Here is a 15,710-nt window from a genome sequence, read left to right as displayed (position 1 = left end):
AAATCGAAAGGCTTTTGCACATGATTTACGTTTTTAGCGACAATCCCCGCGGCCCCGGTCGCGGGTTTGTGGTAATTTTGTATTGCTTGAAAACCGACTTATGACTAACCTGAACTATTCCGCACTGGCGGCTTCGCTCGCCGCCCTGACGGTGGCTGCCGACGCTTCTGCATCCCCCGAAAACAAGCCTGCTGCCGGCAAGCGGCCCGGCATTATCGTCATCATGACCGATCAGCAGACCGCCGGGGCCATGTCGTGCGCCGGAAATCCGTGGGTCGAGACCCCGGCGATGGATGCGCTGGCCGCCGACGGCGTACGTTTCACGCGCGCCTATTGCCCCTATCCGCTGAGCGGCCCCTGCCGCGCTTCGCTCATCACGGGCCGCATGCCCTTCGAGGTAGGGGCCTTCGACAACGCCGACCGCCCTTACGAGGCCGACATGCAGGCCGGCATCGGCCACCGCATCGCTGGGGCGGGTTACGAGTGCCTCTATGCCGGGAAATGGCATGTCCCGGAGATCAACCTGCCCGACTCGGGCACGGGATTCCGCCGCATCTCGAAGATGGGCGACCCGACGCTGGCCGACGCCTGCGACGCCGCGCTGAAGGAGTACGACGGCCGCAAACCGCTCTTCCTGGTGGCTTCGCTGCTCAATCCCCATGAAATCTGCGAGTACGGGCGCAACGAGACGCTGCAATACGGCGAACTGGAGCCTTTCCCGACCGCGGAGTGTCCCAACCTTCCGGCCAATTTCATGCCTTCGACCTATGCGCCCGAAGCCCTTGCGCTCGAAAGCGCAGCTTCGCCGCGCTATCACAATACGGCCACCTACACGCAGGACGACTGGCGGCGTTACTTGTACGCTTACTACCGCTTTGTGGAGCGCGTCGACCGCGAGGTGGGCCGCATCGTGGAGGTGCTCAAGGTCCGCGGGGTCTACGACGACTCGGTGATCATCTTCCTCTCGGACCACGGCGACGGTGTTGCCGCCCACGGCTGGAATCAGAAGTGGAACCTGCAGGAGGAGGTCGTCAATGTGCCGCTGATCGTCAAACCGCCCAAAGGTACGGGTTTGCGGGGTGTGTGCAACGACGAGGCGCTGTCGAATGTCGGACTCGATCTCTACGTCACGGTCTGCGACTATGCGGGTGTAGTGCCCGATCCCGAACGCTACCGCGGACGGAGCCTGCGCCCCGTGGCCGAGGGCCGGCAGGCGGAACTGCATGACGTGGTTTTCGTCGAGACGCTGCTCTCGGGCGTCGGCATGCGCGGCTGGAGCATCGTCGGCAAGCGTTATAAATACGTCCTCTACCAGTGGGGGCGCAACCGCGAGGCGCTGTACGATCTCGAAACCGATCCCGGCGAGATGGTCAACCTGGCCGTCGACCGCCGCTATGAAGGCGAGTTGCGTCACATGCGCCGTGCCCTCTACGACTGGGGCGTGCGTATCGGCGATCCGAAACTCGTGCGCAACATGCGGCCTTTCGCCCGACCCGAATAACGACAAACTGAATACGACCTATTATGAAAAACCTCGACCCGATGCGGTGCAGCGTGCGTTATGCTGCCGTGCCGCTGACGCTGGCAGCCTTGGCTGGTTGCAGCGAGGGGCAGCCCCGGCGCCCTAACATCATCGTGATGATGACCGACGACCACACCGCGCAGGCCATGAGCTGTTACGGCAGCCTGCTGGTCGAAACACCCAACCTCGACCGCCTGGCCCGCGAAGGCATGCTCTTCGAGAGCTGTTACGTCTCCAACGCCATTTCCGGACCTTCGCGGGCCTGCATCCTTACGGGAAAATACAGCCATGTGAACGGTTTCACGGACAACTCGCGGACCTTCGACGGCGACCAGCAGACATTTCCCAAGCTGCTGCACGACGCCGGTTACCAGACGGCGATGATCGGCAAGTGGCATCTCAATTCCGCACCGCAGGGCTTCGACTACTGGAGCATCCTCGTGGGGCAGGGCGAGTACTATTCGCCGCTGTTCATCGAGAACGGTGTGGAGCGGACCGAACCGGGGTACGTGACGGACGTGATCACCGACAAGGCGATCGGGTTCCTCGAACAGCGCGACAGGTCGCGTCCGTTCGCCATGCTTTATTACCACAAGGCCCCGCACCGTAACTGGATGCCGGCCCAGCGCCACCTGGGCATCAACGACACGCGGGTCTATCCCGAGCCGTTCAACCTGCTGGACGACTATTCGGGCCGCGGAAGCGCCGCCCGCGAACAGGCCATGGAGATCGGCCGCGACATGTGGCCCGAGTGGGACCTCAAGCTGATGACCCCCGAAGAACTGGCCCGGTCCTACGAGCTGGGCAACTCGGGCGACGCCAACAAGGACGACGTGAAGCGCGCCAACGACTGGCGCAGCAGCGTCATGCAGTACCAGGCCGCCTACAACCGCATGACCCCCGGGGAGCGCGCCGCCTGGGACAAGGCCTATGCCCCGCGCATCGCCGAATACCGGCGGATCAAGGACACGCTGTCGCACGATGAACTGGTGCGCTGGAAATACCAGCAGTACATGAAGGACTACTGCGCCGTGATCAAGGGCGTCGACGAGAATGTGGGCCGCCTGCTGAAATACCTCGAAGAGACCGGCGAACTGGACAATACGATCATCGTCTACACCTCCGACCAGGGCTTTTTCCTGGGTGAGCACGGCTGGTTCGACAAGCGGTTCATGTACGAAGAGTGCCAGCGCACGCCGCTGCTGGTGCGCTACCCGAAGGCCGTTGCCGCGGGGTCGCATACCAAAGCGCTGGCCATGAACATCGATCTTGCGCCGACGTTCGTCGACATGGCCGGGCTGCCGGTTCCCGCCGACATGCAGGGCCGTTCGCTCAAAGGGGTGCTCACCTCGGGCGGCGCTGTTCCCGAAGGTTGGCGCACGGGCGTCTACTACCATTACTACGAATATCCTTCGTGGCACTCGGTGAAACGCCACTACGGCGTCAGGACCGCCGATTACAAACTCATCCACTTCTACAACGATGTCGACGAGTGGGAGCTTTACGACCTGAAAAAGGACCCGCACGAGATGTGCAACGTCTACAACGACCCGGAGTATACCGCCGTGCGCAGCGACATGCACGCCCGGCTCGAACAGCTTCAGCAGGAGTGCCGCGACACGGACCCCTGCGAAAAGGAATCTGAATTTTTCCGCGGCGCGGACCAACTGTAAGAACAACCTAAAACACACCAATACAATGGATAGAAGAAAATTTCTGAAAGCCTCGGGCTGGACCCTGCTCGGCCTTGCGGCCGCAGGCGCGATGCCCGGCTGCAAGGGCCTCGGCAGCAAGGATTCGCTGCCCGCCGACCTGAAAAATGGCTTCCCCTCGCTCAAGGACCTAAAGGTCTTCTGGGGCGATGTGCACAACCACTGCAACGTGACCTACGGCCACGGCGACCTCTCGGACGCCCTTGCCGCCGCCCGGCAGCAACTCGATTTCGTCTCGGTGACGCCCCATGCCCTGTGGCCCGACATTCCGGGCGAGAACGATCCGCGCCTTAACTGGGTTATCGGTTACCATACCGAAGCCTTCAAGCGCCTGCGGGCCGGGGGCTACGACAAATACCTCGCGGCCGTCGAGGCGGCCGACCGTCCGGGTGAGTTCCTCACCTTCCCCTCCTACGAGTGCCACAGCATGGAGCATGGCGACCACGTCGCGCTGTTCCACGACTTCAACGCGCCGTTGGTGGAGTGCACCTCGGTTCCCGACCTCAAGGAGAAACTCAAGGACTACGACTGCTACATCACGCCTCATCACATGGGTTACATGACGGGTTTTCGCGGTTACAACTGGGCGGCTTTCCGGCAGGACCGGCAGACGCCCTTCGTCGAGATGTTCTCGCGTCACGGGCTGGCCGAGAGCGACACGGGCGACTACGACTACCTCCACGACATGGGTCCTCGCATCTGGGAGGGTTCGATCCAGTACGGTCTGGAGCAGGGCCACAAGTTCGGCCTGATGTGCTCGACCGACCAGCACGCCGGCTATCCGGGCAGCTACGGCGACGGCCGCATCGGCGTGTACGCTCCGGCGCTGGACCGCGACGCCATTTGGGAGCACATGGGCAAACGCCACGTCTGCGGCGTTACGGGCGATAAGATCAAGATCGACTTCCGCATCAACAGCGGCGCCTCGGGCGACGTGATCCAGGCCGCCCGGCGCGAGATTTACCTCAATGTCGAGGGGCAGAATGCCATCGACTACGTGGACCTGATCAAGAACGGGCAGTGCATCGCGCGCCTGAACGGTCCGCACCGCGCCGCGGCTCCCGACGACGATGTGATCCGCACCAAAGTGAAGGTCAACTTCGGTTGGAACCGCGAGGAGGAGTACGTCCACTGGACAGGTAGGTTGAGGCTGACCGACGGGACGATCGACGATATGCAGACCTGCTTCCGCGGCGCGGCCTTCACCTCGCCCCAGCCGGGTGAGACGGAGTTCCACACGCGGGTCAACCGGGTCGTGGAGCACGACCGGCAGCATGTCGCGCTCGACATGTACTCGTCGAAGAACCCCAACGTGATGACTCCCGCCATGCAGGGCGTCGTACTCGATGTGACGGCTCCGCGCACAGCCAAACTCGTCGCCGAGTTCAACGGCCGTACCTACGAACACACGATCGGGGAACTTCTCGAAGGCGCCCGCGCCCATTTCCTGCGGGGTTGGCTGTCGGAAGCCGTCCAGTTCGAACGCGCGCAGCCCGAAGCGGCCTTCTGCGTGGGCCACTATATGGTCGACGACAAGGCTCAGCGCGATACGGATTACTATTATGTACGTGTGCGCCAGCGCGACGGCCAGTGGGGCTGGAGCTCGCCGATCTGGGTCGAAAGGGCATGACGATGAAACGCTATGCAATCGGAATAGACCTCGGCGGCACTTCGGTGAAGTACGCCGTGGTCGCCTCCTCCGGGGAGGTGCTTTTCAACGGCCAACTGCCTGCCTTTGCGCAGGATGGGCCGGAAGCCGTGCTGGAACAACTTCTGAGCGGCATCACCGCCTGCCGGGAGTATGCCGCGGGCGAGGGCCTGGAACTGGCCGGGATCGGCATCGGAACTCCGGGCGTGGTCTCGGCCGACGGCCGGACGGTACTGGGCGGCGCGGAAAACATCGCGGGCTGGGAAAATATCCCGTTGGCCGACCGTGTCGAAGCCGCTGCGGGGCTGCCGGTCGTCGCCAGCAACGACGCCAATGTCATGGCGCTGGGCGAGACGCTGTTCGGGGCCGCAAAAGGGGCTACCGACGTGGTCTTCGTCACCGTCGGGACCGGCATCGGCTGCGGACTGCTTATCGACGGCCGCCTCTACCGGGGCTACCGCAACAGCGGCATGGAGATGGGGCACATCACCGTCAGGAGCGACGGCGAGGCGTGTGCCTGCGGCGGCGTGGGGTGTCTGGAACACTACGCTTCGACCTCGGCGCTCGTGCGGCGTTTCTGTGAGCTGAGCGGCAACGGCAAGGATGCCGACGTGGACGGCAAGGATGTGGTTTTCTTCTACAAGGAGGGGAATCCGGCTGCTGTCGAGGCTATGGAAGAGCACTGGAACTACCTTTCGCACGGTATCGCGTCGATGGTCAACCTCTTCGCCCCGCAGCGCGTGGTGGTCGGGGGCGGCATCTCCGAAGCCGGCGAATTCTACCTCGAAAAACTCCGCGAAGGAGTCCGGCGGCAGGCGATGGAGGTCTGCGGCGGCGACACCGAGATCGTCGCGGCCGTGCTGGGCAACCGTGCCGGATGCCTGGGCGCCGCGGGCCTCGTGCTGGATAAAACCCGCTGACCATGAAACGAATCTTCCTTCTGATACCGCTTTTCGCGGCTTTCTCCGCCGCCGCGCAGCTTCCCGCCGAGATACGGCTCGACAAACGCTCTCTGCGGCCCCGTTACCGCGAATGGGCACAGCCTGCGGGCTGTGTCATCGTGACACAGAATCCCCCGGCGCTGCTCTGGCCCGCTTCGGCCGATGCGAAAGCGGCTGTTTACCGCCTGCGGCTGTCGCAGGACAGCACCTTCGCCGGGGCAACGGTCTCCGAACCCTTCGAATGGGCGGCTTATGCCTGTCACAAGCCCCTCTCCGAAGGGCGCTGGTACTGGCAGTGGTCCGTGACGGAACCGGGCGGCAGGGAACGCTGGTCGGCGGTGAACGCATTCGACGTAGATGCTTCGGCCCGGCGTGTCGCCACTCCGACGGGCCCTGAACTCGCCGCCCGTGTCGCTGCGATGCCGCACCATCGCCTCTATGTCTCCCGCGACGGTGTTGGGGCGTTCCGCGCCCGGGCGCAGCGGAATCCCGAGGCCCGCGGGCTGGTGCGTCAGGCTCGCACAAAGCTCGGTATGGCTCCCGTGCCCGTGGCCCCGACGCGTCCGCGCGACACGACGGGCATGTCGCCCTTCGAGAAGAGGTCACTCGTCAATTTCATGTACCACAAGTTCGGCGAGGTCGTCACCCAGCCCGTCGTCGATTTCTCGGTGGCCTACCTGCTGACTGGCGAGGAGCCTTTTCGTGACGCCGTGGTACGGCATGCCCTGCATGTAGCCGCACTGCCCGTCGACAGCGACGCCACGGCGGAGGATTTCAACCGCTCGGCGATCATGTACGGGCTGGCGCTGGGCTACGACACGGCCTGCGACCGTATGACGCCCGAGGAGCGCGCTGCGGTGCTCGAAGCCATCCGTGTCCGCGGCGAATACTTCTACAAACATTACGTCAAAGATTTCGAGTGTCATTCGATGGACAACCATGTCTGGCAGCATACCTTTCGCAATTTCTTCTTCGCTTCGATCGCTACGCTGGGCGATTTGCCCGAAGCCGAAAAGTGGTTCCGCTACTGCTACGAGGTGTGGTGCGCGCGTTTCCCGATCCTGGGCGGCGACGACGGCGGCTGGCACGACGGCAGCAGCTACATGCAGGCCAACCTGGTGACGTTCATCTACGTGCCGTTCGTCCTTACGCGTCTGACGGGTGTCGATTTCTTCGACCTGCCGTGGTATCGCAACCTTCCGTCGTTTCTGGTCTATTCCTTCCCGAAGGGCTCCTATGCCACGGGCTTCGGCGACGACTACGAGAAGATGACCTCCCCGTCGCAGCTTTACATGGGTTTTGCCGATGCGCTGGCCCGCGAACTTTCCAGTCCCGAGGCGCGGTGGTATGCCGACCGACTGATCGGCAACGATCCCAGGGAACTCTACCGTTCGAAGGGGTTCACGCTCTACCGCATTCTGACCGACAAACCGATTGACAGCGTGGCCCCGCAGGCCCCTGCGCGTAACACGTCGCGCTTCTATCCCGATGCGGGCTTCTCGCTGATGCACACCGATCCGGCCGATGCGTCGGACGACTTGATGGCGGCTTTCTTTGCCCTGCCGTTCGGCTCGACGGGACATGCCCACGCGGCGCATAACGGCTTCACGATCAACTACGGAGGTCGCCAGTTGTTCGGCGGCACGGGGTATTACTCCAACTTCAACGACAAGCACACGCTGATGCACTACCGTACGCGGGGCCACAACACGATTCTCGCCGACGGCATGGCGCAGGTGATCGGCGAAAACGGTTACGGCTGGCTGGCGCGCTTTGCCGACAACGAGGCTCTGACCTATACGTTGGGCGACGCCTCGCATGCCTATGACTCGATCCGTACGCCGTTCTGGATCGACCGTATGGAGAAATCGGGCGTGGAATACACGCGCGAGAACGGTTTCGGCGATCCCGGGATCACCCGTTTCCGCCGCCATTTCCTCTTTTTGAAACCCGATGTGATCGTCGTTTACGACGAACTGGCAGCTCGCGGGCCGGTTGCGTGGACGTGGCTGCTGCACAGCCACAACCCCCTGCTGCGGGTGTCGGACAATGCCGTCGGCGCATCCAACGGGCTGGCCCAGGGGCGGATGGACCTCTTTACTTCAGGCGGTTTGGAACTGAACCTCACCGACCGGTTCTTCTCCCCGGCAATCAACTGGAAGAAACGCACAGGACCCGACGGCAAAGTTCAGGAGTACACGAACCAGTGGCATTCGGAGTTTACGACCGCCCGAAAAAGCCGTGCGCAGCGTTTCCTGGCCGTCTTCCGCATCACGCCCGAAGGCCGGAAGCCGTTGGAGCTGAAACGCGACGCCAAGGGCCGCGTGACGGTGGGCGGATGGACCCTGGACGCGGAACTGGACGCCTCGAAACCCGCGTCGCTCTCAGTGACCGATCGTCGCGGCAACGCCGTGCTCTACAACACTCCGGCTTCGAAAACCGGGGGCAGCACCGTCGTCCGGCGAAAAGGTGAACCCGACCGCGAACTGGTCGATGTGGTTCCCGCCTCGGTGCGCTGAGCCCCTCTCGTTGCGAATTGCCGTCGGACGCCGCTGCGCCCGGCGGCTTTTTCGGACCCGAAAAAACGCCGCATGTTCGGTTATCCGAAAAAAAGGTGTATATTTATACTCCCAAGCCTGAATAATATGCTGAGAATCAAACATACGCTTTTGTACCTCGTTGCCTGCCTCACCTTTTTTCGCGTTCTTGCCTCCGATATCGAATTTCGTACCCTGTCGGTCAACGAGGGACTTTCGCAGAGTACTGTGCTGGCTATCGCACAGGACCTGCAGGGGCGCATCTGGATGGGTACGCAGGATGGCCTGAACTGCTACGACGGATACGCCTTCACGGTTTTCCGCCATGTAGAGGGCAATGCGCAGAGCTTGGGCGACAACTCGGTCAGTGCGCTGTTTGCCGAGGGAGGCCGCCTGTGGATCGGCACGGCGTCGGGGCTCTCGTGCTATGACGCCGCAACGCAGTCCTTTGAAAATTTCCGCCTCGAAGGGCGCAGCATGCAGGTTTCCGACATCGCCCCGACGGCGGACGGCAGCTTGCTGTTGGCCACCGATCTGGGCATCGTGCTTTTCGATAAACAGCGCCGTGTGCTGGAGATACGCACCTACCTCACGGGCATCAGTGTGCACGCCGTCTGTCCGTCGCGCGACGGATTCCTGGTTGGTACGTCGAGTGGCGTTTATACCTATTCGTCGACCTACGGCAACATCACGCGCATCCTGCCGCAGATGGCCCGTTACGATATTGCGAGCATCGTTACCGACGGCGAGGGCTACTGGGTCGCCACTCACGGCAACGGGCTCTACCGCCTCGACGGGGCGTTGCAGGTTACGGCGAGCTATACGGCCGCCGCAAATCCCGGGCTGGCTTCGGATTATATCCGTGTACTGAAAACCGACGCTTCGGGCCGCCTGTGGGTCGGTACGTTCGACGGCCTTTCGATCCGCGACCCGCACAGCGGACGGTTCGAACGCTATGTCCACAATTCGGAACCCGGGTCGCTGAGCCACAACTCGATCCGCGCCATCTTCATCGACGCCCAGCACGGCGTCTGGCTAGGAACATACTATGGCGGCGTGAACTATTACCATCCGCTGGCCCGCCGTTTCGGGGTGCTGCGCTACGATCCATCGCGCAATTCGCTGGGCGACAACACGGTGAGCAGTATCGTCGAGGATCCTTCATCGGAAAACCTGTGGATCGGGACCAACGACGACGGCGTGAACCTTTACGACCGCCGCACGGGCCGGTTTGCGGAGTTCAACACCTCCAACGGCATGCTGCTGTCGAACAACGTCAAGTGTATCCTGCCCGACGGCCGGGGCCGCGTGTGGATCGGGACGCATGCCGGGGGCCTGAGCTCGATGGACGCCGCTTCGCGCCGCATGCGCCATTATCCGGTCAATGCTTCGATTCCGATCAACAACAGTTGCTATGCGCTGCTCGACGGGGGCGACGGTTCGCTGTGGGTCGGCACGCTCAACGGCCTGCTGTCGTTCGATATTGCCTCGGGGAGTTTTTCGCGCCACCTCTGTGCCGAGTACGAGCCCCGGCTGGGGTCGTTGCAGATCACGACGCTTTTCCGCGACTCGAAACGCCGCGTGTGGATCGGAACCGGGGCCGGGCTGTATGTTTTCCAGCCCGAATCACGGCAGGTGATGACGTGCGAACTGGCTCCCGTGAAGGAGGGGATTACCCCCCCCCGGGATATTGCCGTCATGTGCGTCGCCGAAGACTCGCACCGTAATATCTGGGCTGGTACGCGCAACGGACTCTACCGCTTCAACGCCTCGGACAACTCCTTCACGCGCTTTTCGGTGGCCGACGGACTGCCCAACGACTTTGTTTACGGCATCCTGGAAGACGAACTGGCCCGGCTGTGGATTTCTACCAACGCGGGACTGGTCTGCTTCGACCCGCAGAAGAACACGTTCCGTAACTATACGCTGCGCGACGGCATCGCCAACAACCAGTTCAATCCTTACTCTTATTGCCGGAGCCGCGACGGGGTGTTCTGGTTCGGCGGTATCGGCGGCATCACCTGGTTTCGGCCCCACGATCTGGTAGACAATCCCTTTGCACCCGAAGCGCAGGTTACGGGTGTCGACGTAGCCGATTCGGACGGCGATAAACGGGTGCGCGTCGAACGCGACTCCATCGGGCGTGTCGTCCGGGCGGCGTTTCCTTCGGTGCGGAACATTTTCACGGTGCGTTTTGTGGCGGTCAACCCGCTCTCGGGTGGCCGGAATACGTTCGCTTACAAATTAGAGGGATTCAATACCCGCTGGTACGAGACTTCGAACCTCGAAGCCAACTATTCGAACCTCAAGCCCGGGCACTATGTTTTCAGGGTCCGTGCGGCGAACAACGACGGCCGTTGGAGCGACGGGGCCGCTACGGTCGAAATACGCGTGCTGCCGATGTGGTGGCAGACTGCAGCGGCGCGGATTCTCTGGGGGCTGCTGGCGCTGGCTTTCGTCGCCGGGGTGATCGCGGCGGTATTCGGTCGCATGAAGATGCGGATGCAGTTGCGGCTGGAACGCCTGGAGAAGGAGTCGATCGGGCGGCTGAGCCAGGAGAAAATCCGTTTCTACATCAACCTGTCGCATGAACTGCGCACGCCCCTGACGCTGATCATGTCGCCTTTGCAGGAGATTCGCGAGTACGGCGCGGCGGACAAATACGTCAGTACGCGGCTCAACTACATCTACCGCAACAGCCTTAAGTTGCTGCACATTGTCAATCAGTTGCTCGACTACCGCAAGGCGGAGACCGGGGCGTTTCGCATGCGTGTCGCGGTGCAGGATGTCGACGCCATCGTGGGCGAGGCTTTCTCGATGTTCGAGGAGGTGGCCCAGAACCGCGATATGGACTACATCCTCAGTTCCGACCTGCGGGGCGAAGCCCTGCCTGTCGACCGGATGTTCCTCGAAATGATGCTCACGAACCTGCTGTCCAATGCCTTCAAGTTCACGCCCGACGGCGGTATCATCCGTGTCACCCTGCAACGCGGCGACGGGTGTTTCCGCCTCGTGGTCCACGACAGCGGAATCGGTATGACCCCCGAACAACAGCAGCAGGTTTTCGAACGTTTCTACCAGGCCAATGAATCGCATTCGGGCGGCGGCCTCGGCCTGTCGATCGTGCGCCTGATCGTCGAAATGCACCAGGGGACGATCACCGTGCAGAGCGAGCCGAACCGGTTCTCGGAATTCGTCATCACGCTGCCCGACGACATCGAGGTCTACCCCGTGGAGAAGCGCGCCAAGGAGGACGACGTGCGCGGTTCGATCATCCGTGACGCCGAGCAGTACCTTTCCGCCGAGTGGTCGGGAGACGACGAGGGGTTTGTCTCCGGCGGGGAGCAGTCCGACGCCAAGCGTGAGACGATGCTGATCGTCGAGGCCAACGACGAGGTGGCCCGCTACATTGCCGACTACTTCAAGCAGCACTTCACGGTCCACACGGTAGCTGACGGCAACGAGGCGCTCGAACGACTCAAAGCGCTCGAACCCCGGATCGTGATCGCCGACCGGGTCCTTCCAGGAATCGACGGGCTGAAACTCTGCCAAATGATAAAACAGAATATCCGCACGTGCCACATCCCCGTGGTGCTGCTGGCTCCCGAGGGCGGCGTCGAAGAGCAGATTACCGGCATCGAAGCGGGCGCCGACGCCTACCTCCCCATGCCGTTGTCCATTTCGCTGCTCGCTGCGAAGGTCCAGAACCTGATGAAGGCCCATTACCGCATGCAGCACCATTATTCCGACGACGTGGAGATCGATCCCGACAAGATCACCTCCAATTCGTTGGACGGCGAGTTCCTCAAGAAGGCTATACGCATCGTCGAGGAGAATATGGACAACGAGGAGTTCTCGTCGAACGATTTCAGCAAGGCGCTCTGCATGAGCCGTTCGAACCTGCATCTGAAGATGAAGTCCATCACGGGCGAATCGGCGACGAAGTTCATCCGCAAGATCCGCTTCAACTATGCCTGCAAGTTGCTCCTGGACCGCAAATATTCGATTTCGGAGATCAGTTCGATGGTGGGCTTCAACTCTCCGTCGTACTTCGCCACGAGTTTCAAGAAGCACGTCGGATGCCTGCCCACGGAGTATGTCCGCAGCCGCAAGGGCGAGAAGGCAGGATAGTTCGTCCGGCCCTTTGACAAAACACACCCGGAGCCGTCAGGCCCCGGGTGTGTGTTTATCGGATCGGTCCTTCTATTTGGAGAAGATCGAAGAGATTTCCTTGTAGTTGTGCACGCGCTCGATCACGTCGGCAAAGAGGTCGGCGACCGACAGCACCGTGAATTTGTGCAGGTCCTTGTCGGGGTTGAGCGGAATGGTGTCCGTCACGATCACCTCTTCGAGGGCGCTCTCGTTGATACGCTCGTAGGCCGGGCCGGAAAGCACGGGGTGGGTGATGGCGGCGCGAACGCTCTTCGCTCCGCGGGCCATGAGCATGTCGGCTGCCATGCAGATCGTGCCGGCGGTGTCGATCATGTCGTCGACGATCAGCACATTACGGCCTTCGACATCGCCGATGGCAGTCATTTTACCCACGACGTTGGCCTTGGCGCGCTCCTTGTGCGAAATGATGATCGGCGTGCCGAGCAGTTTCGAATAAGTGTTTGCCCGCTTGGCGCCGCCCATGTCGGGCGCTGCGATCGAGAGATCCTCGATGTTGAGGCTTTTGATGTAGGGTACGAAAATGCCGCTGGCGTAGAGGGCGTCGACCGGGACATCGAAAAATCCCTGAATCTGGTCGGCGTGCAGGTCCATCGTCATCACGCGGTCGACACCTGCGGCCATCAGCATGTTGGCCACCAGTTTGGCGCCGATCGGCACGCGGGGACGGTCTTTGCGGTCCTGGCGCGCCCAGCCGAAGTAGGGCATTACGGCTACGACCTGGTGGGCCGAAGCGCGGCGTGCTGCGTCGATCATCATCAGCAGTTCCATCAGCGTGTCCGAGGGTGGGAAGGTCGATTGGATGATGAAGACCGTGCAGCCACGGATCGACTCGTTGTAACAGGGCTGGAACTCGCCGTCGCTGAAACGCAGGACTTCCGACTGTCCGAGCGTCGTGCCGAAACTTGCGGCGATCTTTTTGGCCAGATACTCCGAATCGCGACCGGTGAAAATTTTGATTTTGTGGATAGCCATAGATTTCGAGGATTTTTTTGACGTTGCAAAGATAGGACAATACGCCGAAAAAACACGCCCCGGAGGACGTGTTTTTTCAACATTCGGTTAAACTTTATAGGCGGCGGGCGTTTTTTTGTCCTGCGCCGGCGCGCCGGGATCTTTTTACCCGTATCCCCTCCGGCTTAGTTTTCCCGGAGGCATTCGCCGATGAATGCGAGTATTTCCTCGCGTCCGGCGCCCTTCTCCGATGAGGAGACGAACATCGGCGGCAGCTCCTCCCATTGTTCGGCGAGTGTGGTGCGGAACCGCTCCATGCTCTTCTCACACTGGGTTTTCGAGAGTTTGTCGGCCTTGGTAAAGATGATGCCGAACGGAATACCGTTCTCGCCGAGCATCTCGATGAACCGCAGGTCGATCTTCTGGGGTTCGAGGCGGATGTCCACCAGCACGAACAGGAAGTGCATTTTCTCGCATTTGAGCACGTAGTCGGTGATCAGCTTCGAAAATTCGCTGCGCTGCGACTTCGACGTGCGGGCATATCCGTAGCCCGGCAGGTCGACCAGATACCAGGTGTCGTTGATGCGGAAATGGTTTACCAGGCGCGTTTTCCCGGGCGTTCCCGATACCTTGGCCAACCCCGAGCGGGAGGTGAGCATGTTGATGAGCGACGATTTGCCGACGTTGCTCCGCCCGATGAAGGCGATGTCTTTCAGGTCGTCTTTCGGAACCTGTGAAATGCGCTCGGACGAGCATTTGAATTCGGCTTTGGTGATCTGCATCGGTCTCTGGTTTTGTGCAAAGATAGTGCAATCCCTCCGGCGAACCAAATTTTCACGGTTTTCACTTCCCGGCCGTCCACTCCATTTTCAGCGAATAACGCATGACGGCGGCCAGGATGACGAACAGTCCGATGCTTCCGGCCAGCAGAGCATAGGTCTCCAGTTGCAGCAGCACGTAAACGTAGGTGTAGAGGATCGCCAGCAGGGCCCCGATGCAGAGTGCCGTGCCCCGGATGCGGATGGCGCCGTAGATGTAGGCCGTAATCAGGGCGGTGGTCATCACCGCGGCGACCAGGTAAGCCAGTCCGAAACTGAGGTGCTCGGAGATCGAGACCAGCAGCGAGTAGAAGAGGATGAGTGCCAGTCCGACGAGCAGGTACTGGAAGGCGTGAATGTTTTTCTTGCGGGTCATCTCGACGAACAGTACCCCGATGAAGGTGAGCAGGATCACCAGCACGGCGTATTTGATCGAACGCATGGCCTGCTGGTACTGGGTGACGGGCACGAGCAGGTTTACGCCCAACTCGCTCCGGGAGATGGTGCGTTGGTGGTTGCCGACTCCGAGCACCTGTGCATAGTTGCGGTTCTGCGCCACGACCTTCCATTCGGCCGTGAACCCACTTTCGGTCACTTCGCGCGAAGAGGGCAGGAAGTTGCCGATAAAACTCGGGGTAGGGCAGTCGGAGCCGAGCCGGATCGTGTTCTGGTTGCCGACGGGCGCGAGATAGAGCGCAACCGAGCCTTTGAGCTTTATTTTTAGTGTAAACGGAATGGTCTCGCCCGGTTTTCTGATCCATTCGCCCAGGGCGATTTTTGCGGCGACGCCGACTTCGAAGCAGTCGTTGTCTGCGGCGGTGACGGTGGGGTGATCCTTGCCGTTCCAGTTGATCACGATGCTCTCTTCGATGCCGCGCAGGTCGGAGATTCCGACGCCGACGCTTACTGCTTCGGCGTCGATCCGGGCCCCCTTGTCCAGTAGGGTCCGCAGCTCTTCGGGGCTTGCGAACGTTCCCGCGAGGGTGATTTCCGAATTGTAAACATTCGTGTCGTAAAGTCCCCGCCGGAGCTGCTGGCAGGCGACGTTGCCGTCGACGGTGAGTTTCTCGGGCAGGACGGTGAGCCAACTGCGGGCCGTCGTCCGTTTCCCGGATTCGTCCGTTACGGTGTATTCGTAGGGGATCGTCACGACGGGACCCGTGATGTGCTGTTCGGCGCTCCACATCCGGGCGACCTCTTCCTGTGCGCTTTCCATCATTTCGCGCCGTTCGACGATCAGCGACATGATCATGCCGCCCGGGATCAGCAGGATCAGCATGATGATGCCGATAAAGACGATTTTCAGGGTCAGCGGGTTCGCTTTCGCTTTCTTTTCGGGTTCGGGGGCCGCAACCTGCGGAGTCGGGGTGATTTCGGGAGTGGTTTCCATAATTGTTTTGATTTTTAA

General features: G+C 61.4%; 9 protein-coding genes. 6 read left to right on the top strand and 3 right to left on the bottom strand.

The window, feature by feature from the left end:
• Positions 1–100 precede the first annotated feature (100 nt).
• The 6 genes from I2E69_RS09210 to I2E69_RS09185 all read left to right on the top strand — a co-directional run bounded on the left by I2E69_RS09210 (position 101) and on the right by I2E69_RS09185 (position 12,491).
• Positions 101–1,501: a sulfatase gene (locus I2E69_RS09210; RefSeq protein WP_195460900.1), complete on the top strand. Its 1,401-nt coding sequence runs from the start codon at positions 101–103 to the stop codon at positions 1,499–1,501.
• 41 nt (positions 1,502–1,542) lie between these two features.
• Complete coding sequence (locus I2E69_RS09205; RefSeq protein WP_195460943.1) at positions 1,543–3,195, top strand: sulfatase; 1,653 nt, start codon at positions 1,543–1,545, stop codon at positions 3,193–3,195.
• A gap of 25 nt (positions 3,196–3,220) precedes the next feature.
• Positions 3,221–4,864, top strand: coding sequence for a Tat pathway signal sequence (locus I2E69_RS09200; protein ID WP_195460899.1), 1,644 nt, complete (start codon positions 3,221–3,223; stop codon positions 4,862–4,864).
• Between the two features lie 2 nt (positions 4,865–4,866).
• The gene (locus tag I2E69_RS09195; protein ID WP_195460898.1) at positions 4,867–5,802 is read left to right on the top strand and encodes an ROK family protein; all 936 of its coding nucleotides are present in this window, start codon (positions 4,867–4,869) and stop codon (positions 5,800–5,802) included.
• Positions 5,803–5,804: 2 nt separating this feature from the next.
• Positions 5,805–8,342 (top strand): DUF4962 domain-containing protein, encoded by a 2,538-nt coding sequence (locus I2E69_RS09190; protein ID WP_195460897.1) that lies wholly within the window; start codon positions 5,805–5,807, stop codon positions 8,340–8,342.
• A gap of 126 nt (positions 8,343–8,468) precedes the next feature.
• Positions 8,469–12,491 carry a hybrid sensor histidine kinase/response regulator transcription factor gene (locus tag I2E69_RS09185; RefSeq protein WP_195460896.1) on the top strand — a complete coding sequence of 1,341 codons (4,023 nt, stop codon included), beginning with the start codon at positions 8,469–8,471 and terminating at the stop codon, positions 12,489–12,491.
• 72 nt (positions 12,492–12,563) lie between these two features.
• Here I2E69_RS09185 and I2E69_RS09180 read toward each other — a convergent pair whose 3' ends face one another.
• The 3 genes from I2E69_RS09180 to creD all read right to left on the bottom strand — a co-directional run bounded on the left by I2E69_RS09180 (position 12,564) and on the right by creD (position 15,692).
• Positions 12,564–13,505 (bottom strand): ribose-phosphate diphosphokinase, encoded by a 942-nt coding sequence (locus tag I2E69_RS09180; protein ID WP_195460895.1) that lies wholly within the window; start codon positions 13,503–13,505, stop codon positions 12,564–12,566.
• Positions 13,506–13,669: 164 nt separating this feature from the next.
• Entirely contained in the window at positions 13,670–14,266 is a 597-nt protein-coding gene (yihA, locus tag I2E69_RS09175) for a ribosome biogenesis GTP-binding protein YihA/YsxC (protein ID WP_195460894.1), read from the bottom strand.
• Positions 14,267–14,327: 61 nt separating this feature from the next.
• Positions 14,328–15,692 carry a cell envelope integrity protein CreD gene (creD, locus tag I2E69_RS09170; RefSeq protein WP_195460893.1) on the bottom strand — a complete coding sequence of 455 codons (1,365 nt, stop codon included), beginning with the start codon at positions 15,690–15,692 and terminating at the stop codon, positions 14,328–14,330.
• Between the last annotated feature and the right edge of the window lie 18 nt (positions 15,693–15,710).

Origin of the sequence: Alistipes sp. D31t1_170403_E11, assembly GCF_015553985.1 — a bacterium.
Lineage (GTDB): Bacteria > Bacteroidota > Bacteroidia > Bacteroidales > Rikenellaceae > Alistipes > Alistipes montrealensis.
Note: the sequence above shows the minus strand (reverse complement) of the source record. Positions and strands in the feature narration are given on the sequence as shown.